This is a genomic window from Frankia sp. BMG5.60 (assembly GCF_059428125.1).
The window spans coordinates 5290669-5311853 of the sequence record NZ_CM182091.1 but is presented as its reverse complement, the minus strand read 5'-3'; the positions used below and the strand labels follow the sequence as shown (position 1 = coordinate 5311853).

Below are 21185 nucleotides of genomic sequence, written 5' to 3'. Positions count from 1 at the left end.
CTTCACGAGCCGCGACCGATATCGCTGGCCGGCGGCGCGGTAAACTCCAGTTTCCTCCTGGCCGGGCCCGGATGGCGAATTCGTGCTCACCATTCTCGACAGCCATGACGGATCGAGCACAGCCCGACTCTCCACACATATACAAGACGTGTTCCGCCGGGGAATTCCGGCACCGGCCTGGAGCTGACGACGTCACGCCAGTCGAGGTAGCTCCCCTCCGACCGGACGTTCACCGGGGCGCCCGGGGTTCGGCCGTTCAGACGGAGTCGGCCGTCCTGGGCGGCGTCACCCGGTCAAGTCGACACCTCGCTTCCTCCTCATCCACAACGGCTTTGTCGGTAGGGATGAAGAACGTCAGTGAGGATGGAGCATGAGGGTCGGGAATAGACCGGTGCAGAAACCCGGGCGCCGAGCCACGCGCCGCCGGGGCGCGTCGGCGTCGAAACCGCTCGTCGGGCTGGTGGCCGTGCGCGGCTTTCGACGGCGGACGGCGCTGCTTGGCGGACGTGACCTCGTCGTGGTAGGGACCATGCTCCGAAGCCGTCAGAACCGTAAGGTATCTTGACAGACCGTGGCGAGCATCAACACGGGAGAGCCCGAGCCGACACGCTCGAGGGCTGGGCGGCGCTACTGGGTTTGGGTCGCCAGACCCGAGTTCTATCTGGATGAGGACGGGGCCGAGCTTCGCGAGCTGGACCCGAACCGCCCGACAGAGCCGGAAGAGTGGTGGACCTGCCACCCGGAGACCCAGCAGGGAGATCTCGCTCTCCTGTATCGCTCCCAGGTCAAGAAAGACCTTGCCTATCTCATCGAGGCGAGGTCGGCCGCATACTCACTCGCAGATGATGAATTCGCTGCCGCCGAGGGCTGGAGCGTCGGCTGCGACTACCAGGTCATCGACAAGTTCCAGCATCCGCTCTCCATCGCCGACATGCGTCTTGATCCCGCTCTGCAGGACTGGAGTCCGCTCAAGGTAAATTTTGTCCGGCGGGTTTTCGAAGTGACTCCCGCCATATGGAATCACCTCCTTGACCGGCTCGGCGCCGACGCGTCGGCGTTCGACGGTTCCCCTGCCGTTCGCAAGATGATCTCGGGAGCGCGAGAAATAGCTGGCTCGGCGGCCACGAGGGGGAGCGCGACGCCGGAGGCACCGCCAGACTGCACCGAAAAGCCGCGCTGGGATTTCTTCATATCCTACACGACCGTCGATCGAGAGTGGGCAGAATGGATCGCATGGGAGCTTGAAGAGAGCGGCTACGAGGTCCTTTTCCAAGCATGGGATTTCGTGCCAGGCTCACACTGGATGCATCGCATGAACGAGGGTATGGAGCAATCCTCCCATACCTTGGCCGTCGTGTCCCACGGATACCTTCGGTCGGTGTACGCGACGGCGGAATGGGAGGCCGCTTACCGAGCGGATCCGCGTGGTTTCGCCCGCAAGCTGATCCCGGTCCGAATCGAGGACTGCCCACGGCCCGGTCTGCTTGGTGGGGTCGTCTCCTTCGACATCTTCGACCTGTCCCCGGCCCAGACTCGCGAACGGTTCGCGGCGCAGATCGGGATCGCGCTCACAGGCCGGGCGAAGCCGGCAGTGGCACCGCGGTTTCCGACTCGCGCGGGCTCGGCGGGCGGAGCCGGTCATGCCGCACCTGAAAGCGACCACACACGGACGCATGGAGGCAAGTACCGGGCGCTGTGGGAGTGGCTGCGTGGCCGGCACGAGGAAAGAATCCCGATCACGTTCGCGGAGGTCGAACGGATTATTGCGATGCCGCTGCCGCCGTCGGCCAGGAAACATCCCGCCCATTGGAGTGGCTACGACGGAAGTGCCGTGGCGCGCGCCATCCACGACGCCGGCTGGTCCGCCAGGAACGTCGACATCCGCGGCGAAAGGTTGGTGTTCGTCCGTCATCATTGACACACCCCCGTCAAGCCCGTCGTGGGTCTGCCGCCACGCGGCCCTGAGCGGCACGGCTGGGAGCGGAGGGCGGGGAAGCGAACCGGACGCACGCCGTGAGCGACCTGTGGTGCCGACTCCGAAATTCACAGGTTATTCACAGCTTTACCGGCCAGACGCAGCCACGGTCCGGTATCCAAACGATTCGCTAAGTATTTTCACAGGATCCGACCAGTGAACCTTTAGGATCTTGCGTCAGAGTACGGACCGCTCCCAACGAAGCACGCGCAGGCATTGCTCGCCGGTAGCCCAAAAAGACAACGGAAATTCAACCTCTGCATGCCTTCCGGCGGTTGCACCCCGGATCGCGGGTCATCCTGGAGGGTTCTTGTCGTACTTGTCGGCAGACGAAACGGCGTCGCAGCAGATCATCGAGCCGCCGGAGCCGTCCCATCGTAGGACCCGGCGGGGTGCCCGCCCCCCGGCGTCCGCCGGACGCCGGGTTCGGATTCCCCGGGGCCGCGCACGCGTCGTCGTGATTGCCGCCGTGGTCGTCGTCGCCGTCGGTGGCGGGCTGCTCGGTTGGGCCCTGAGCGGGGATTCGGGCACGCCGGTCTCGTCCAGGCTCGTCGCGGCGAGCGTCGGGCAGATCCGCCAGACCGTGAGTGCGACCGGCACCCTCGAACCGACCCAGCAGGCCAATCTCTCGTTCGCCGTGTCCGGCGAGGTCACCGCGGTCAAGGTCGCCGTCGGCGACAAGGTCCAGGCCGGGCAGACCCTCGCCACCATCGACTCGGCGGCTCTCGCCACCGCGGCCGCCCAGGCACAGGCGACGGTGGCGAACGACCAGGCGAAGGTCGCCTCCGACCAGGCGTCGGGGGTGACGGGCGCCCAGCTCACGGCCGACGAAGCCACGCTGACCTCGGCGCAGGACGCGGCAGCCACCGCGCAGCGCAACCAAGCCGCGAGCGCGATGACGTCGCCGATCGCCGGGACCGTCGCCGTGGTCAACCTCACCGTCGGCCAGCAGCTCGCCGGCGGGTCGGGCAGCGGATCCGGCAGCGGGTCCGGGTCCGGGTCGGGCTCGAGCTCGGGCGGCGGCTCGGGCTCCGGTTCGGGCGGCGGCTCGGGTTCGGGCGGCCTGGGCGGGAACGGCGGCGGGTCCGGCTCGGGCGCGTCGTCCTCGCTGACGTCGTCGTCGTCCTCGGCGTCCGGTGCCCAGATCGTCGTGGTCGGCACGGACTCCTACCTGGTCAACGCGACCGTCGACGACACGGCGATCGGCCAGCTCAAGACCGGCGACCAGGCCGTCATCACCCCGACCGGCTCGACCGGCGCCACGACCGTCGCCGCGCGGGCGGGTCGCTCGGGTGGGGTCGCCGGCACGGGCGGGACGGGTGGCTCGGGTGGGACGGGTGGCTCGGGTGGGACGGGTGGGACGGGTGCGGGTCTGTCGGGCACCGGCGGCTCGGCGACGATCTACGGCACCGTGGGCACGATCGGCCTCATCGCGACCAGCACCTCCGGTGTCGCCAGCTACCCGGTGACCATCAACGTCACGGGCACCCCTGCCGGGTTGCACCCCGGCGCCGGCGCCGACGTCTCGATCATCGTCCGGCAGCTCTCCGACGTCCTCACCGTCCCCAGCCAGGCGCTGCACACCTCGGGGTCGCAGACCGTCGTCTACCGGATGCGCGGCGGCCATCAGGTCTCCACGGTGGTGACCACCGGCGTCACCTCGGGGGCGCAGACCCAGATCACCTCCGGGCTCGTGGCCGGTGACCAGGTCGTCGTCCCAGTCGTCGGCGGCTCGACCACCCGGGCCCGGACGGGCGGCACCGGTGGATTCGGCACGGGCGGCGGGTTCGGCACGGGCGGCGCAGGCGGCGGGTTCCGGGGCGGCGGGTTCGGCGGGGGCTCCGGCTTCGGCGGCGGCACCGGCTTCGGCGGGCGGGCCGCAGGATGACCCCGACCGACTCCCCGCACACCGCATCCGCGTCCACCGCATCCGCGTCCACCGCGTCCGCCGCCACCGAAACCCCCGCCGGCGCATCCCCCGCCGCCGAAACCACCCCGATCGCATCCGGGGCGAACGCCGCCGGGGCGAGCACCGCCGTCATCGAGCTGACGGACGTCCGCAAGACCTACCGGTCGGGGCTGTTCGAGGTGGCGGCCCTGCGCGGGGTCAGCCTGTCCATCCAGGAAGGTGAATATGTGGCGATCACGGGCCCGTCCGGGTCCGGGAAGTCGACGCTGATGCACATCCTCGGCTGCCTCGACGTTCCGACGTCGGGCCTGTATCGGCTGGCCGGCGAGGATGTGGGCGGCATGTCGGAGGACCAGCTCGCCGAGGTCCGCAACCGGCGGATCGGGTTCGTGTTCCAGCAGTTCAACCTGCTCCCCTCGATGACCGCCTGGCGCAACGTCGAACTTCCCCTCTGCTACGCCGGGGGTCCGCGCTCCGAACGCCGGCAGCGGGCCGTCGACGCGCTGGCCGACGTGGGGCTCGCCGACCGGGTCGAGCACCGCCCGGCGGAACTCTCCGGCGGCCAGCAGCAGCGGGTCGCGGTAGCCCGGGCGCTGGTCACCAACCCGTCGTTGATCCTCGCCGACGAGCCGACGGGCAACCTGGACTCGGCGTCCACCGAGGATGTCCTGGGGCTGTTCCGGCGCCTGCACGACCTCGGCCGCACGATCGTCCTGATCACCCACGAGGCCGAGGTCGCCGCCGCGGCGGACCGGGTCCTGCGGGTTCGTGACGGCGTGGTCACGGCCGATTCGGGTCCGGCCGCCCGGGCGCCGCGGAAGGTGCGCGCGTGAGCTGGGCGGAGATCATTCGGACCGGGCTCGAGGCGGTCCGCTCGCACCGGCTGCGGTCCGGGCTGACGATGCTCGGCATCCTCATCGGCGTCGCCGCGGTCATCCTCACCGTCGGGCTCGGCGAGGGGGCGCAGGACAAGGTGCGGGGCCAGATCAACGCGCTCGGCAGCAACCTGCTGATCGTCGCCCCGGGCAGCACGACGACGAACGGGGTACGCGGCGGCTTCGGCAGCGCGTCGACCCTTACCCGGGCCGACGCCGACGCCCTGAGATCCAAGGTCGTGGCCCCCGACATCCGGGCGGTCGCACCGACGACCTCCCGGTCCGCGGCCCTGGCCGCCGGCAGCGCCTCGTGGACGGCCTCGGTCGTCGGCACCACGCCCGACTGGTTGTCGGTGCGCGCCCGCGCGATCGGCGCGGGAAGGTTCATCAGCGGCCAGGACGTGGCCGACCACGCGGCCGTGACGGTGCTGGCCGCGACCACCGCCGAGGAGCTGTTCGGCGGACGCGACCCGGTCGGGCAGTCCGTCACCGTCTCGGGGGTGCCGATGACGGTCATCGGCACGTTGACCGCCGCCGGCTCGTCCGCGAACACCAACGAGGACGACCAGGCCATCGTGCCGATCACGACCGCCGCCGACCGGATCACCGGTGGCGTGAGCCGGAACTCCGTCCAGGACATCTACCTGGAGGCGACCTCCGGCCACACCCTGTCGGCCGCCTACCAGGAGGCCGACTACGAACTGCTGGCCCGGCACCGGATCGCGACGCCCACGGCGGCCGACTTCTCCATCACCAGCCAGCAGTCGATCCTGTCCACCGCGACCTCGGTCGACCGGACCCTGACGGTGCTGCTCGCCGGCGTCGCCGGGATCTCCCTGCTGGTCGGGGGCATCGGAGTCATGAACATCATGCTCGTCTCGGTGACCGAACGGATCCGTGAGATCGGCCTGCGCAAGGCGCTCGGCGCATCCCCGCGGGTGATCCGGCGGCAGTTCCTCGTCGAGGCGTCCGTGCTGGGTCTCGCCGGTGGCCTGCTCGGCACCGCCCTCGGCCTCGCCGGGGCCGCCATCCTGCCGAGCCTGATCTCCGATCCGATCTCGATCTCCCCGACCGCCACCGTCGGCTCGATCGCCATCGCGGTCGCGATCGGGGTGGCGTTCGGCGTCTACCCCGCGACCAGGGCGGCCCGGCTCGCGCCGATCGAGGCGCTGCGCAGTGACTGACACCGGCCGACAACCTTGCGCGGGACACCCGTCCGCGGAGCACCCGTCCGCAGAGCACCCGTCCGCGCGCCTCGTCCCAGCCCGGGTGGGCATTCCCGGGCCGTCCATCAGGAGCGACAGTCCCATGACCACTGCCAATCCGATTGGCCCGGTTCGATCGGGTGAGCCCCGCCGGCATCGCCGCGCCCTGGCCGCGGGGCCGATCGTCGGCGTCGCGCTCGCAATGATCGTCACCGTCAGCGCGTGCGGCGGCGGCGGCGGTTCCGACGCAGCCACGGCCGCCGCGACGAGTGCGCCGAGCCAGGCCGCCGGCTCCGCCCAGGGGCAGGGCCAGGCAGCCCGGCCGGGCACCAGCGGCACCATCGCCGCGGTCACCGCGACGAACGTCGAGGTCCAGAATCCCGCGAGCGGTCAGGTCACCGTCACCTGGACGCCGAACACCAGGTTCGTCAAGACCACCACCGCCAGCGCGTCCGCCGTCGCGGTCGGCGACTGCGTGACGGTGACCGGCGGCAGCCCGGGCAGCACGTTCACCGCCCAGACCGTGACCGTCAGCCAGCCGGTGTCCGGCGGCTGCACGGCGGGCTTCGGCCGCGCCTTCGGTGGGGCCGGCGGATTCCCGGGCGGTGCCCGGCCGTCCGGCGCGCCGACCGCCCGCCCGAGTGACCGTTCGACTGCCCGCCCGAACGGGCAGGGCCGCCCCGACGGCGGTCGGCTCGCAGTGGTCACCGGGTCGGTGACGAAGGTGGCGGGCACGACCATCACCGTCCAGGGCCCGCAGCGGCCCCGCGCTGGCGCGTCGGCCACGGCGGCGCCCACCGCCACCCCGTCGCCCGGCGCGACCGTCACCTCGACGGTGACCCTCGGCTCGTCGACCACCGTCGAGGAGACGAGCAGCGCCACCTCGGCGGCCCTGACCGTCGGTGAATGCCTGACCGCCGTCGGCAAGGCCGACGACACCGGCGCGGTGTCCGCCACCTCCATCAGCCTCCGTCCGGCCGCCAAGCAGGGATGCACCGGCGGGTTCGGCGGCCGGCCCTTCGGCGGCCAGGGCTTCGGCGGCCAGGGCTCGGGCCGGCAAGGCTCGGGCAGCCAGGGCTCGGGCGGCCAGGGCTCGGGTGGCGGCACGGCCAATGGGTGAACGATTCGGCCGAGCGCTGGCCCAGACCGGTCGGCGTGGCGCCCGAACCTGGATCGTGATCGGCGTCGTCGCCGTGATCGTCGTCGCCGCCGGCTCGGCGACGCTTGCGGCGACGGGGTCCTCCGGTCCGGACTACCGCACCGCCACGGCGGTGCGGGCCACCGTCGCGCAGACGCTCGACTCGACCGGCGTCGTCTCGCCCGCGAGCCAGGCGAGCGTGACCTTCCCCGTCTCGGGGACGGTCACGAGCATCGCAGTCGCCCCTGGTGATCAGGTCGAAGCCGGGCAGACGCTGGCAAGCCTCGACGCCGCCACACTGTCGGCCGCGGTCGACTCGGCCGCGGCCACGCTTGCTACCGACCAGGCGAAGCTGATCTCCGACGAGGCCAGCGAAGGCGGCGTCGGATCCAGCACGGCGGCGGGCTCGGCTGCCTCCTACGCGGGTGGCCCGGCGACGATCGAGCCGATCTCCCTGGCGACCGGCGGCGCCCGACCCGCCGACCGCACGGCGTCCACCTCGACGGCGTCAGGTTCGACGGCGTCGGGGAACGGCGGTGCCGTTGCCGCCGCCCGCGCCGCCGTCATCAAGGCGCAGAAGTCCCTGATCACCGCGCAGCACACCGCCGACACCGCCCTCGCCGTCGCCACGACGGACCTCGGCCAGGAGAAGACGACCTGCGCGGCGTACATCGACGCAGCCGCGACGGCCGGCACGGCCGCACCGCCCGCGACGGACGGACCGCCCGCGACGCCGGCTGATTCCCCCGAATCCTCCCCGGCGGCGGACGCGGCCGGGTCGGGCGGCGCAGTCCACACCGCCCCGCCGGCGCACACCAGCCCACCGGCGCACGCAGCCCCATCGGCGCACACTGCCCCATCGGCGCACACTGCCCCATCCGCGCACACAGCCCCATCGGCCCATGCCGCCCCGCCGACGCGCACCGCTCCGTCGGTCCACACCGACCCGCTGACACCGAACGCTCCTGGGCCGGCCACGTCGGCACCGGCCGCCTCAGGACCGGCCACCTCGGCACCGGCATCTCCGACGCCGGCATCGTCGACACCGGCCGCGGGCCAGGTCCCCACCACCACGGGCGCGTCCGCCTCGGTGAGCGCCGCGCCGGCCTCGTTCACGTCGGGGCTGCGGGTGATCGCGGCCGCGCAGCGGTTGGACGCGCGGCCCGTGACCTCGTCCGTCCCGGCGGCCACCGAAACGGCGGCTGGCACGGATGCCGCGTCCGCCTGCTCGGCGCTGCTGAGCACCGTGCTGACCGACCAGCAACTCGTGTCGACCGATCAGGGAGTGGTGACCCAGGACGAGGCGACGCTCGGTGACGCGATCGAGGCCCTCGTCGCCCTCTCGCCCACCTCCGGCTCCTCCGAGGCGGCCCCGCCCGCAGGGGGATCGACCTCGACGGGGCCGACCCCGGGCCGGCCGGCCGCGGGGACGGCGACCGCGAGTGGCCCCGGTGGTACAGGTGGCGCCGGTGGTACAGGTGGCACCGGTGGTGCTCGGTCGGCCCGTTCCGGCGGCTCCGGCGGCGCATCCGGTTCGTCCGGATCGGCGCGCTCCGGCGGTGCGGCGTCCTCAGCGCGCGGCGGTGCGCAGGGCGCGCCGGCCTCCCCCGCGCAGATCGCCGCCGACCAGGCCACGGTGGACGCGGCGCAGGTCGCGCTGACTCAGGCCAAGGACGAACTGGTCCAGACCACACTGGTCAGTCCGCTGGCGGGCACGGTCGGGGCGGTCGGCCTAACCGTGGGCGAGTCTGTCCAGGCCGCCTCGACGGCCTCGGCCGGCTCCGGGATCACCGTGATCGGCGCCGGGACCTCCTACGAGGTCGAGACGTCCGTGACCGACTCCGACCTGGCGAAGGTGCAGGTCGGTCAGGCCGCATCGGCGATCGTCGACGGTTCGACCACGGCCCTGACCGGCAAGGTCGTCGGCATCGGGCTGCTGCCGACGTCATCGCTGTCGAGCGGCTCGAGCAGCGGCGGCTCGGGGGCGTCGAGCTCGGTGAGCTATCCGGTGACGATCTCGCTCAACCGGGCGAACCAGCGGATCTTCTCCGGTTCGGACGCCGACGTCTCCATCGTGATCGCCCAGGCGGCGAACGCGATCGCGGTGCCCAGCTCGGCCCTGCGATCGCTGGGTCAGATACACACCGTGGCGGTGGTGCGCGGCGGTAAGGCGACAACCACGATCGTCGGCGTCGGGGCGGCCGGAACGGCCCTGACGCAGATCACCTCGGGAGTGAAGGTCGGCGATCGGGTGGTGCTCGCCGACCTGTCGACCCCGTTGCCCAGCGCCGGCGCCACCACGAACGGCCGCGGCGGCGGCCTCGGGGGTGCGTTCGGGGGCGGCCTCGGCGGAGGCGGCCTGGGTGCAGGCGGCCTGGGTGCAGGCGGCCTGGGTGCAGGCGGCCTGGGTGCAGGCGGCCTGGGCGGTGGCCGGGCGGGCGGCTTCGGTGGCGGCCGGGCAGGATGATCAGACGGCCTGAACGGGCTGGTCAGCCGGGCCAGTCGCGAGCGTGAGCTCGCGGCCGGCCCGGCCGTGGGATGCCGGTCGCCGTCCGGTCCCGCTGGCGGGACCGGCGGGTGATCCGGGCGGGGTCAGGCGGCGCCGGGAACGGCGGCGTTCCGTTCCTTGAAGCCGAAGCCGTCGCTGGACGCGCCCTGCTGGAATGCGGCGAAGGCGTTCTCGTCGGCGTCGATGTCGGCCTGCGTCGCGGTGCCGTTCTTCAGCTTGCCGGTCAGGCTGCTGAACTTGTCGCTGATCGACTGCACCGAGTTGCACAGCGTCGGATTGGCCAGCGCGAACCGCTTGGCCACCTTGAGCTCGTGGACCGTGAACGCCCCGGCCACCGCGGCCTTGGCGAAGCTCCGCGTCCGTTTCGGCGCGCCCTTGGCGAAGGCGCCGTTCTTCGTCGGCTTGTAAATGTAGCGGTGGAAGGCGCCCAGGGCGAGACCGGAATGCAGCGCGAACCGCGTCTTCGCGAAGACCTTGGTGTTACCCGAGGTCGGGCAGGAGCCGGAGTACTCGGAGTCGGTGTCCGTGCCCGCCGAGCTCGACGTGCGGACGCCGTTCTTTCCGGAGCCGCCCGACGAGCCGCCACACGCACTGAGCAGCGTGACGGAGAGCAGCACCACGATCACAGCCGCCGCGTACCGCGTGGTCCGAGCGGTCGGCCTAGCGATTGTCGAGAACATCCACCACCAACTTCGTGCGGCTTTCGCCTGGTCAGAGATCCACAGCGCCCACGGGGACGCTGTGCAACTGTAGCGATTGCCGCGCCTCCCGGCACCGTCGCGATCCCGATACCGTCACGGTCCCGATACCGCCCCACAGCCTGGGCCGACCCCACTCGACGTCCAGGCAGCCGCCGAGCAGTAGCCGCGAGGTCTTCTCTCTGCGGTACTCGCCCGAACGCAGGTCGGGCCGGCCCAGGGACAGATGTCCGTGAGCCGGCCCGTGCTGCAGGTGTCGCCGCGGTCTACGCTCTCGTATACAACTGTCTATAGCGCGCGGCGGCGTTGGGATTTCGATACACGCAGTTACTGCTGAGCGGGCGATACAGATTGGACCCGACATTCCCCGGGTCACAGTTGTTGAAGTAGAATTCATACGCGAAGCCAGTCCCGGCATGGGCGGCGAACCAGTCGTACATCCACTGGACATAGTTCGCACTGTCCCCACCACCACTGGTGCCGTCGCCGCTGGCCACCCCCCATTCACCGACTCCGAAGAGTTTGTTCCGCGTCCGGGAGAAGTTGTACCAGTAGTTCAACCCGCCCACCGCGTTCGACTGGCCGTCGAAGATTACCTTGGTCGGAGAGGGTGGATAGGCGTCGTACGCGTCAACGTCGACGCTGTCCACCCAGGCATCGCCCGGGTACATGTCCATCGCGTTGTGGCTGGGCGGGTTCTGCGAGTAGTGGGCGTTCAGCGCCCAGGCCAGGGTGGGGTCCGGCTCCGCCGTGGAATTGATGGCGTCCGCGACGTGCCGCCAGCAGTTGATGTAATCCGTGGGATTGGTGGCCGACCACTGGTACCAGTCCCCGTTACCCTCCCACGCGAGCCGAATGATGGAGTCCTGGCGACCGTAGGTATTCAACAGAGTGCCGAAGGTCCGCCAGTACGAATCGTAGGCGCCGGTGGCACAGGTCGCGTTGCTCGCGCCAATGTTCTCCGGATAGGGCGGGATGGAGATGATCAGTCGGCCCGGCCAGGTCGCGAAGGTCTGCAGGAGATTCGTGGGCTGGGTGACGTTCGTCCAACTGTTGCGCGTCACGTAGAGCAGGGTGAAGTCGCAGGGGGTACCGCGCCAGGTGCAGAACGCCTCGAGGTTCGCCTGGTTCATGGCCGGATCGGGGTAGGTGCCAGACTCCCATCCCTTGCCCGAGCGCAGGCCCGACCACAGTGGTGGGGCCGGCGGCGGGTTCAGCCCGGTGGTGACCTCGGCGCGGTCGAAACCGATGTTGTTCCCGGTGGACGTGACGTTGCGGCGACCCTCGTTCGTGAACGTCACCGTGTGCGCGCCGACCGGCAGGATGGGCGATGAGTACAGCAGGGTGATCACCGAGACGGTGGCATACGCGTCAATGGTGACCGGTTGCGCGCCGTCGATGCGGAATGTTCCGAATCCGTTGGCCGGGCCCTTCAGCCCATAGACGTTGATCTGGGTTCCACTGAAACGGATCGTGGCGACGGCGCCGGGGTTGCTGGTGTAGTACAGGCTGTTGTTGGGCGACAGCACGCAGCCGGTGCACGGCATCCAGCCCGCGGTGTACGACACCTGGTTGTTTCCGGTGCCGATGGTGGTGTCCTCGATCGTGAGCGCCGTCTGCACCGGCGGCGGGGGGGGCGGCGGCGCCGGATCCGTGACGACCTCGGCGCGGTCGAAGCCGACGTTGAAGTCGGTGGAGGCCGCGTTCCGGTTGTGCAGGTTCACGATCTGCAGCACGTGGGCGCCCGACGACAGCGCTCCCGAGCTGTAGATCGGGCTCACGGTCAGCGGCAGGGCGAAGGTGTCCACGGTGACCGGTACGCCGCCGTCGATGCTGAAGACGGCCTGGCCGCCCGTCGGCCCCTTGATGCCGAACACGTTGATCTGGGTTCCGGTGAACCGGATCGTGGCGCTGGCGCCGTAGCCGGTGGAGTACCGGTAGCTGTTGTTGGGCGTGCCGGGTATGCATCCGGCGCACGGGGTCCAGGTCCCGGAGTAGGAGACCTGGTTGTTCCCGGTACCGACGGCCGTGTCCTCGATGGTGATCGTGGCGGCGCTCGCCGGTGTCGCCAGCGTCGACAGGGTCGTCATGACCACGATGAGACCCAGTGCCGCGCAGGTCGGCCGGCCGACCAGGCGGGCGAACGTGGAGCGCCGCCGGGGGCGTCGTCCACGCCGGTCGCGCTGACGGTCGATCCGTAGGCCATCGGAGCCGGCGGATCGTCTTCGTACCCGGCATCCCAGCGCCGATCGGACACCACGCGGGCGCCGCGGACCAGTCCGTGCGTCTCCGCCGCCGGGGCGCGCTCCCGGCAGGGCGCCCATCTCGTCCGATTTTTCTTCCGCTTGCATTCCGTCGTCCCGTCTAGGTGTCGTCAAACCTGCCAATCAAAGTCATTTCCAATGACCGGAAAAGACGCTAGGCCAACGGTTCACGCGTTCCGGACAGGCGCTATTCCCCGGAGATTCGACTCCCCTCAATCCACCTCGGATGAAGGCCGGCAACGCCGGCTATCGAGCCACTCCGGTCGAACGCCTCCGACGAGACCTACGGCCTGCCTCTGCCATTGGAAAGCCGATCGACAGTACCTGTCGGGGCGGTAATCAAGGATTCGACCCGGTCACCGCGGTGAGCGGACCGCTCCGAACGGCGGCGACGCCGGGCATTCGTTCGGCCGACGTCGCCGCACCACCAGCCCGGGTCTTCGCCCGGCGGTGGGTCCGCACGCTCCACGTCGGCGTGCACGGACCGCTGGCCCGACAGGACGGGAGGGACGGGAGGGACGGGAGGCACTGACGCTGCTGGTGAACGCTAGGGAAGCGTCGTCAGGCCACCCTCGACCATGAACGTCATGCCGGTGAGATAGCTCGCGTCGGGTCCGGCGAGGAACACCGCCACCCGCGCGCAGTCCCGGGGAACTCCCCAGCGGCGCAGCGGAATCTGCGCCTCGGCCGCCTCCCGCGCGCCGGGATGATCGGCGAAGACGCCCTCGGCTGCGTCGGTGAGGATGACCGGGTTGAGGACGTTCACGGTGATCCCGTGCTGCCCCCAGCCGTTGGACGCGGTCCGGCTCAGGGCGCGGATCGCCTCCTTGTTGCAGTTGTAGGAGGCGGATTCGGCGTTGCACATGATGCCGCGGCGGGACCCGAAGTTCAGGATTCGCCCGCCGCCCGCGGCCTTCATGTACGGGAAGACGGCCTGCATGGCTCTGAGCGTCGCCTTGACGCCCGTCTCGAAGTTCCAGTCCCACTCGGCCTCGTCGACGTCCTCCAGGTTCGTCGGCTCGCTGGAGGCGCGCGGCTTGTCGCGGGTGCCGAAGCTCTGCGCGTTGTTGACGAGGATGTCCACGCCGCCGTATTCGGCCACGGCGCGGTCGACCATCTCGCGGATGTTCTGCGCCACGCCGACGTCGCAGGTGATACCCAACGCGTCGCCGCCCCGGGAACGAATCCCGCCGACCACCTCGCTGACCGTAGCCGCGGTCCGGGAGGCGACGACGACGCGGGCACCCTCCAGCGCGTACTCCTCCGCGATCGCCCGACCGATACCCCGCCCGGCTCCGGTCACGATGGCAACCTTGCCGTCTAATACACCCATGCAATTCTCCTCAGCCTGTCCCCGACGAGGTGACCCGCCGGCGCCCGCAGCCGCGAGCCGTCCAAGCGTACGGTAAGCAGGGGTGGAGGCCCTCTTTGCACGGTGGATCACTGGGGTGGCCGGCCGAAAAGGGCTCGGGGCGGTAATCTTCCGGCGCCCTCTCTGCGCCTTTCGCCCCCAGCAGTACCGCGCAGACGTCGTGCATCCGGGCGCAGACATTGCGGATTCTTTCCCACCGGCCTGCACGCGCTGCGGGCCGGCCGGCCGGCCCCGGCAGCGCTACTCGTCCTGATCGTGTTCGAGCGACTGAATCGGTATGCGCACGGTCCGGTCACCCACAGGAGAGGGGAACGGGGCCGCCGCCGCCAGACTGGTGAGGAACGCGGCGACGGCCGGCTTCGGGTCCGGGCGCCAGACGGCCCGCACGCCGACCAGCGGGACCGGATCGACGATCCGCACCGCGACCAGGTCCTCGGTCGGCCGCCGGGGCCGGGCGTCCGAGCCGAAGGCGACGGCCTGCAGCGTTTCCACCATCACCGCCGTCGCCCCGCTGTCCTCGACCTCGGTCGCGACCGTCAGGGGGATTCCGCAGTGCTCGGCCGCGGCGAACACGGCGTCGTACATGGCCGGGCTGCGTTCCCGGCGCAGCAGGACGATCGGCTGGTCGACCAGTTCACGGAAGGCGACCCGCTCGCGGGTGGCCCAGGGATGGTTGCGGCCGACCATCGCGACGAGCGAGGCGGTCAGCACCCGCTGGGTCACCAGTGGTTTGGGGGGAATGCCGGAGTAGACGAGCGCCACGTCGATCTTGCCCTCGGACACCGCCGAAAGCTGCGGACCGCTGAGGCCCTCCCACAGGGTGGTCGACAGCCCCGGGTAGTCGATGTTGAGCCGCCGCAGGGTCGGCCGGAGAACCTGCTGCCCGGCGGCGAAGTTGAAGCCGATGCTGATCTTTCCCAGCCGCCCGGACGCGGCCTCGCGCGCCGTCTCCACCGCCCGCTGGGCGTGTTCCAACACCTGCTCAGCCTCGACCCGGAAGGCCTGCCCGGCCGGCGTCAGCCGCACGTCGTGGGACGTCCGGGCGAACAGCTCGACGCCGAGCTGACGTTCGAGGCGCTGTAGCTGCTGGCTTAACGTCGGCTGACCGATGAACAATTTCGCGGCGGCACGCCCGAAATGTCGTTCGTCCGCCAGCGCCAGGAAGTACACCACGTGCCTGAGTTCCAGCTTGGTCTCCATTGCACCTCCCCGACCGACTGTAGACAGGCCGCCACAACCACAGATGAATCGGACATGGAGAGAAGCTGGCTACCTGACACGTTCAGCATCTTCGCCCCTCCGGAGGGTAGTTTTCGCGTCACCGTCGGGCGCCTCATTCGGCCCGGTCAATGCCTTCGGGAGAAGCTGAACGAGGCCGACGACGAGCAGGCTCAGCGCGGCGAGGACCAGCAGGCTGACGCGGAAGGCCCCCGCGATCGATCCGTCCGCATGCTGGACCGCGAAGAAGATGGCGCCGATCACCGCCACCCCGACGGAGTTCCCCACCTGCTGCGCGGACGCCAGCACGCCGGACCCGGCGCCGGCGATCTCGGGTCGCACGCCGAGCAGCACCGAGGAGATCAGCGGACTGGTCACGAGGCCCTGACCGGCCCCGTCGACGACCAGGGGCAGCGCGACCCAGAGGATGTCGCCGCCCGTCCCGTGCCCGCGGACGACGATCCACAGCGCGATGAGGCCCAGCACGCGCAGCCCGGCTCCGAGCGCGAGCCCCTGCCGCCCGAGCCGGGCCCGCACCCTGCCGCCGGCCAGGGAGGTCACCAGAAACCCGCCGCCGAGGGCGCTGAAGACGAGACCGGAGCGCAGCGGGCTCAGGTTCCGCCCGTCCTGGAGGTACAGCGCCAGGACGAAGAACCACGGCGCGACGCTCGCATTGAACACCACGACGTTGACCAGGCCGACGACGAAGGGCCGCCCCGCGAACAACGCCGGTGGCAGGATCGGGCTCCCGCCGCGGGCCGCGATCCGCCGCTGCGTGGGCACCAGGATCGCGAACAGCGCGGCCGCGACGACGAAGCATCCCCACGTCCACCACGGCCAGCCCTCGTTCGGTCCCTCGACCAGCGGCAGCACGGCACCGACGAGCGCGCCGGTCACCAGTGCGGCGCCGGCGAGATCCAGGCGGGGCGCCGCGCCGCTCACCCGGTCGGCCGGCACGTGGCGCCGGGTGAGCACGAGCGCGGCGACCCCGATGGGCACGTTGACCAGAAAGCAGCTCCGCCAGCCGAGCCCGGCCGGGTTGGCGGCGATCAGGCCGCCCCCGATGATCTGCCCGGCGACGGCCGCGCCGCCGAGGGTCAACGCGTAGGCGGTGTAGGCACGGGCGCGCTCGGCGCCCCGGTACGCCAGATTCATGATCGCCGTCACCTGCGGGACCAGCACCGCGGCGGCGAGCCCCTGCCCGACCCGGGCGGCGGTCAGGGTCGCCGTGTCGCCAGCCACCCCGCACAGCAGCGACATCGCGGTGAACAGCGCGAGACCCCAGGTGAACACCCGCCGCCGCCCGAAGCAGTCACCGAGGCGACCGCTGGTGACCATAGCCGCCGCGAACGCCAGGTTGTACCCGGTGACGAGCCATTCGAGACTGCTCGACCGGGCGTGGAAATCCCGCTCGATCGCGGGAATCGCCGCATTGACGATGAAGATGTCCAGCACCACCATCCCGGTGCCGGACAACACGACTGGTAACAACGCCCGGCCGGCCGGCGGGACATTCGGATGGGTGGTGCTCGCACAGTGCGTCTCGGACGCCGTCGCGGACATTCCCCCACCATGCGGGCGCCGGCCGGCCGGGCCGTACGGAGTCATCAGATCGGACTGGATCAATTGTTGCGCGGACGCGGGCGCCGGATCAGGAGGGCAGGGACGAGAACGCCTCCGCCAGCAGGCGCCGCTCCGTCGCGGCGACCGTGAGCGGCCGGCCGGCGGAGATCCCGCCGTCGACCCCGATGTCCTGGCCGGTGACGAACGAGGACGCGTCCGTGGCGAGCCACAGCGCCGCCTCGGCCACGTCCTCGGCCCGGCCCGCCCGCCCGATCGACTGGTGATTCTCCATGGCCTGGACGAACAGCGGTTCCAGCAGCGGAGCCGTCGCGTCGGCCCGGCCCGCGTCGACGCCCGCGTTCTTGGCGAAGATGCCGGTCGGGATCGGTCCGGGCGAGATGCTGTTGACCCGGATCCCGTGCGGACCCAGCTCGACCGCCGCCGAGCGGGTCAACTGGAGCACCCCGGCCTTGGCCGTCGAGTAGCTGATGTCCGACCAGCCCGCCCGGTGAGCACCGATGCTGGACATGTTGATGATGCTGCCCGACCCCCGCGGGATCATGACCCGCGCGGCGTACTTGATGCCGAGGAACATCCCGCCGGCGTGCACGGCCAGCGTGTCGAGAAATGCCGCCAGGTCCGCCTCGGGCAGCGGCAGCGGCGTGCTGACGCCCTGCCCGGCGTTGTTGACCAGGACGTCCAGGCGGCCGAACTCCTCGACCGCCGTGGCCACCAACGCCTCGACGTCGCTCTCGACGCGGACGTCCGCCGGCGTGAACCGGGCCCGGGGGCCGAGTTCGGCGGCAAACGCCTCCCCCGCGTCCTTGCGGCGGCCGCCGATGACCACGGATGCTCCCGCCGCGACGAACACCGCGGCCGTCCGGGCTCCGATCCCGCTGGTGCCGCCGGTGATCACCGCGACTCTGCCGGCCAGTACGCCCATCTCGCCTCCTCCTTCCTGCTACCGGGCCTGGGTGGCCGCGGGGGTCCGGCACGCAGCCACGAACCTGGTCAGTTCGTCGACCCGGTCGGTGCGGGCGTCCACGGCGCGGTTCACGACCCGGATGAGGTGCTCGTAGGCGTCGGTGTGGTCGTAACTGGCGGTGTCGGCGATCTTCAGCGCCCAGCGCCAGTAGCCGCGCAGCGTGTCGGCCAGCGGCATCCGGAAGCTGGCGATCACGTCGCGCAGCGGCTCGACCACCCGGTCTCCGTAGTTGCGCAGGTTCTTCTCGACCAGGTCGGCGAAGAACGTGAAGTGCCGGGCCTCGTCTCGGCTCAGGTGGTTCAGCACGTCGATCAGCACCGGCTCGTCGACGACGGCCCGTAGCTGCTGGTAGTAGATCTGCGTCGCCTTCTCCTGGACGAGCGCGTAGGCGAACAGCGAAACGGCGTGTTCGAGGGGCAACGTGAACGGTTTGCGCCCCTCGTAGCCCAGCTCGGTGCGCAGCCGGGCCGGCTCGGACAGGCCCGCCGCCACCTGGTACTCGAACAGGGCTCGGGCGTGGCTGTCCTCCTCCTGAGCCCAGCGCACCGTGAAGTGGTACAGCTCGCGGTTGTGGACGAAGGCGTCGAGGTCCACCGACTCGTCGAGCGGGAACCGCCGGGCGTAGAGCCCGAAGTACCCCGGCAGGTGGTCCTCGATGTAGGTGATGAAGGCGACCGCCGAGCGCTGGCCCTCGGTGAGCCGGCCGGCGTCGACCGTCGACCAGGCGAAGGCCGACTCGACGTCCCAGCGCCGCCCGACCGGCGACGAGCGCATGAACGCCCCGACTGCCTGTGCGACATCGGCGGGGGGCAGCAGCGGCCCGGCGGCCTGGCCCGCCGGTTCCACCGCCACCTCAGAGGTGCTGTCCGTTCTCATTGCTGTCCTCCCGGACGGACGGTCGGTTCGGCGTTCTCAGCGGGACCGCTGGCACACGAGCGCGTAGTGCTTGGTCGTGTAGCCCCAGCCCGCGTTGGCGACCTCGAGGTAACGGCGCAGGGTTGGGGCCATCCCCGGCCGGATCCGCTCGATGGCCTCGGCGTTGGCGTCGACGTTGCCGAGCCAGTCGTCGATGGTGCGGCGGTAGTCATCGGTCAGGTCCTCGACGCTGACGACGGAGAACCCGGCGTCCTCGGCCGCGCGGACGAGGTCGGACAGCGGACGCATGTCACCCCAACCGAAGATCGACTGGCGGACGAACTCGGTGCCGGTCCGCCGGTCGTACTCGTCCCGGGCCGCCGCGTTGCGAAAGCAGGTCTCGGAGACGTAGTACCGGCCGCCCCGGCGCAGCAGGGACCGGGCGCGGCGCATCACGTGGACGAGGTCGGGCATGTGCACGATGGAGCCGAGCATGGTCACCGCGTCGAACCGCCCGGCCGGCAACGCGGCGTGCTCGAAGTGGCCCTGGACAGTGGTGACCCGGTCGGCCACGCCCAGCTCCCTGGCTCGCTGGGCGATGTAGGTGTGCTGGTTGCCGGCCGGGCTGATCCCGACGACCCGGGCGGCGTACTCCTGGGCCATGAACAGGATCAGTGCGCCCCAGCCGCAGCCCACGTCGAGCAGCCGGTCGCCCTCGCTCAGGCCGAGGCGGTCTGCGACGAAGTGCAGCTTCGCGACCTGGGCCTGGGCCAGGGTCAGGTCGGGTTCCCGGTAGTAACCCGAGGAGTACTTGCGCATCGGGTCCAGGAACAGCCCGAAGATCCGCGGGTCGAGGTCGTAGTGTTGGTTGGTCTGCGCGGTCTCGGCAGTCTCGGCGGCCGAAGCCGTCGCGGCGGTCGCGGCGGCGCTGGTCGCGGTGCTCACACCGCGGCCGATTCGGTGAGGGTGCGCGCGAGGACCTCGGCCACCTCGCGGACCGTCGAGGCGCCGAAGACCTCCTCGTCCTCGAGCTCGACGTCGCGGGTGCGCTCGATGCGGGCGATCACCCGCAGCACCTTCACCGAGTCGGCCCCCTGCACCGACCGCAGGTCGGCGTCGGGCGGCACCGAGTCCGCGGGGACGCCGAGCTCCTCGGCCACGATCCCGGTGATCTCGGTGATGAGTTCCTCAGTCGACACAGACATGGGATTCCTCCGGACGGTCAGCAGCGGTGACGGCGGCGGCAGGGGAGACGGTGGTGGAGGCGGCGGCGGTGGTGGAGACGGCGGCGGACAGCGCCCGGCGCAGCCGATCGACCTGCGGCGCGGCGAGCGAGATGCGGTCGCGGGCCGCGTCGAGCGACACGGTCCGGTAGCTGGCGGTGGCCGTGGCGACCACGGCGCCGTTCTCCGCACGGATCTCGGACTCGGTATGGATGAGCTGGTCCCCACCGTCCCGGACCCGGGCGGTGCACTCGTAGCTGCCCCCGACGGTCACCGGCAGGACGTAGCGCAGCCGCATGCCCGTCGTGAACGGGATCTCACCGGTCCGCAGGACGATCAGGTTGCCCATGATCTCGTCGGCGATCACCCCGAGCAGCCCGCCGTGGACCACGCCGGGGTAGGACTCGTGCGCCCGCCCCAGGCGGAAGACCGTTCGCAGGCCGTCGCCGTGGTGGGTGAACCGGAGCTGGATGCCGTGCGGGTTGTGCGGTGAGCAGCCGAAACACCGGTAGTCCTCAAGGACGTACCAGGGCAGGCCGATGTGGTCCGCCGCGGCCGGGCTGGGAGAGTGCCCGTTCGTCTCCGTCACGCGATCGCTTCCGCGAGCCGCCGGCGGACGCGGGCGTTGGAGCTGACGTCCATCCCGGTCAGGGCGGCGAACGCGCGGCGGATGTTGTCCTGGAGCTTCTCCAGGTCGCCGGTGCCGGCGACCGTCTCCAGGAACATCTCGAAGGCGGTGTCGATGGTCTCGTGGTCACGCAGGGCGACCAGCTCGCTCTTGAACACCCCGACCGGATGCTTGATCCGCTGCTCGCTGGTGTAGACGTGCAGCGTCTCCAGCACCGAGGGCAGCTCGTCGGGGTGCTGCGCCAGCCGGCGCCGGGCGAAGTGCAGGAACTCCCGAGCGTGTCCCGCCTCGTCCCGGCTGGCGTTGTTCATGATCCCGCGCAGCACCGGCTCCTCGATCCAGGCCGCGACCGCGCGGTAGACGTGATTCACCGTGAGCTCGGAGATGATGTTCGTCGCCAGCGTGGCGCACGGGGTGGTGCCGGGGTCGTACGGCGCGCGCATCGCCTCGACCGCCGTGGTCCTGACCTCGGCGTCGACCGCGTTCAGCCAAGTCCGGAAGGCGAAGTGGTGCTGGAGCTCCTCGTACCCCCAGATCGCGACGAACGCCGAGAAGTCGTAGTCGTCGAACTCGTTGAGGAAGCCGTGCTGGGCGGCGATCGAGTTCGCCTCCCCCATGACCGCGCTCTTGACCATCGTGACGTACTCGGGTCGGACGAGGTCCAGGCGCACCTCGTCCCACGGCACGTCGGCCAGCCGCCAGTGCTTGCGTTCGTAGTGGTGGAAGACGTCGAAGCTGTGCATCGGAGCTGTCTCCTGTCGGTTCGGT

17 protein-coding genes are annotated in these 21185 nt (G+C 70.8%); 6 read left to right on the top strand and 11 right to left on the bottom strand.

Annotated features, from left to right (window positions below):
• The first annotated feature begins 571 nt into the window (after positions 1 to 571).
• From AC5R91_RS21830 to AC5R91_RS21805, 6 genes are all read left to right on the top strand, one after another.
• Complete coding sequence (locus tag AC5R91_RS21830; RefSeq protein ID WP_495393182.1) at positions 572 to 1918, top strand: toll/interleukin-1 receptor domain-containing protein; 1347 nt, start codon at positions 572 to 574, stop codon at positions 1916 to 1918.
• Positions 1919 to 2432: 514 nt separating this feature from the next.
• Positions 2433 to 3863 (top strand): efflux RND transporter periplasmic adaptor subunit, encoded by a 1431-nt coding sequence (locus AC5R91_RS21825; protein WP_495393181.1) that lies wholly within the window; start codon positions 2433 to 2435, stop codon positions 3861 to 3863.
• On the top strand, positions 3860 to 4717 hold the full coding sequence (locus AC5R91_RS21820) for an ABC transporter ATP-binding protein (protein WP_495393180.1): 858 nt from the start codon (positions 3860 to 3862) through the stop codon (positions 4715 to 4717). The genes AC5R91_RS21825 and AC5R91_RS21820 overlap by 4 nt, the downstream gene beginning before the upstream one ends.
• Entirely contained in the window at positions 4714 to 5943 is a 1230-nt protein-coding gene (locus tag AC5R91_RS21815; RefSeq protein ID WP_495393179.1) for an ABC transporter permease, read from the top strand. Before AC5R91_RS21820 ends, AC5R91_RS21815 begins: the two co-directional genes overlap by 4 nt.
• Before the next feature lie 124 nt (positions 5944 to 6067).
• Positions 6068 to 7084 (top strand): DUF5666 domain-containing protein, encoded by a 1017-nt coding sequence (locus AC5R91_RS21810; RefSeq protein WP_495393178.1) that lies wholly within the window; start codon positions 6068 to 6070, stop codon positions 7082 to 7084.
• Positions 7077 to 9569 (top strand): hypothetical protein, encoded by a 2493-nt coding sequence (locus tag AC5R91_RS21805; RefSeq protein WP_495393177.1) that lies wholly within the window; start codon positions 7077 to 7079, stop codon positions 9567 to 9569. Before AC5R91_RS21810 ends, AC5R91_RS21805 begins: the two co-directional genes overlap by 8 nt.
• Before the next feature lie 125 nt (positions 9570 to 9694).
• Here AC5R91_RS21805 and AC5R91_RS21800 read toward each other — a convergent pair whose 3' ends face one another.
• The 11 genes from AC5R91_RS21800 to AC5R91_RS21750 all read right to left on the bottom strand — a co-directional run bounded on the left by AC5R91_RS21800 (position 9695) and on the right by AC5R91_RS21750 (position 21160).
• Positions 9695 to 10228 (bottom strand): hypothetical protein, encoded by a 534-nt coding sequence (locus AC5R91_RS21800; RefSeq protein WP_495393176.1) that lies wholly within the window; start codon positions 10226 to 10228, stop codon positions 9695 to 9697.
• Positions 10229 to 10575: 347 nt separating this feature from the next.
• On the bottom strand, positions 10576 to 12399 hold the full coding sequence (locus AC5R91_RS21795) for a glycoside hydrolase family 26 protein (protein ID WP_495398027.1): 1824 nt from the start codon (positions 12397 to 12399) through the stop codon (positions 10576 to 10578).
• A gap of 721 nt (positions 12400 to 13120) precedes the next feature.
• The gene (locus tag AC5R91_RS21790; RefSeq protein WP_495393175.1) at positions 13121 to 13906 is read right to left on the bottom strand and encodes an SDR family NAD(P)-dependent oxidoreductase; all 786 of its coding nucleotides are present in this window, start codon (positions 13904 to 13906) and stop codon (positions 13121 to 13123) included.
• Between the two features lie 279 nt (positions 13907 to 14185).
• On the bottom strand, positions 14186 to 15145 hold the full coding sequence (locus tag AC5R91_RS21785; RefSeq protein WP_495393174.1) for a LysR family transcriptional regulator: 960 nt from the start codon (positions 15143 to 15145) through the stop codon (positions 14186 to 14188).
• 69 nt (positions 15146 to 15214) lie between these two features.
• Positions 15215 to 16726 carry an MFS transporter gene (locus AC5R91_RS21780; protein ID WP_495393173.1) on the bottom strand — a complete coding sequence of 504 codons (1512 nt, stop codon included), beginning with the start codon at positions 16724 to 16726 and terminating at the stop codon, positions 15215 to 15217.
• An 88-nt stretch (positions 16727 to 16814) separates the two neighbouring features.
• The gene (locus AC5R91_RS21775; protein WP_495393172.1) at positions 16815 to 17669 is read right to left on the bottom strand and encodes an SDR family NAD(P)-dependent oxidoreductase; all 855 of its coding nucleotides are present in this window, start codon (positions 17667 to 17669) and stop codon (positions 16815 to 16817) included.
• Between the two features lie 18 nt (positions 17670 to 17687).
• Positions 17688 to 18587 (bottom strand): acyl-ACP desaturase, encoded by a 900-nt coding sequence (locus tag AC5R91_RS21770; protein WP_495393171.1) that lies wholly within the window; start codon positions 18585 to 18587, stop codon positions 17688 to 17690.
• A 36-nt stretch (positions 18588 to 18623) separates the two neighbouring features.
• Positions 18624 to 19511, bottom strand: a complete 888-nt coding sequence (locus AC5R91_RS21765; RefSeq protein ID WP_495393170.1) for an SAM-dependent methyltransferase — start codon at positions 19509 to 19511, stop codon at positions 18624 to 18626.
• The gene (locus tag AC5R91_RS21760) at positions 19508 to 19771 is read right to left on the bottom strand and encodes an acyl carrier protein (protein WP_495393169.1); all 264 of its coding nucleotides are present in this window, start codon (positions 19769 to 19771) and stop codon (positions 19508 to 19510) included. Before AC5R91_RS21760 ends, AC5R91_RS21765 begins: the two co-directional genes overlap by 4 nt.
• A complete protein-coding gene (locus AC5R91_RS21755; RefSeq protein ID WP_495393168.1) occupies positions 19755 to 20378 on the bottom strand; it encodes a PaaI family thioesterase in 624 nt (207 codons plus the stop codon). Before AC5R91_RS21755 ends, AC5R91_RS21760 begins: the two co-directional genes overlap by 17 nt.
• On the bottom strand, positions 20375 to 21160 hold the full coding sequence (locus tag AC5R91_RS21750; protein WP_495393167.1) for a ferritin-like domain-containing protein: 786 nt from the start codon (positions 21158 to 21160) through the stop codon (positions 20375 to 20377). Before AC5R91_RS21750 ends, AC5R91_RS21755 begins: the two co-directional genes overlap by 4 nt.
• Positions 21161 to 21185 lie beyond the last annotated feature (25 nt).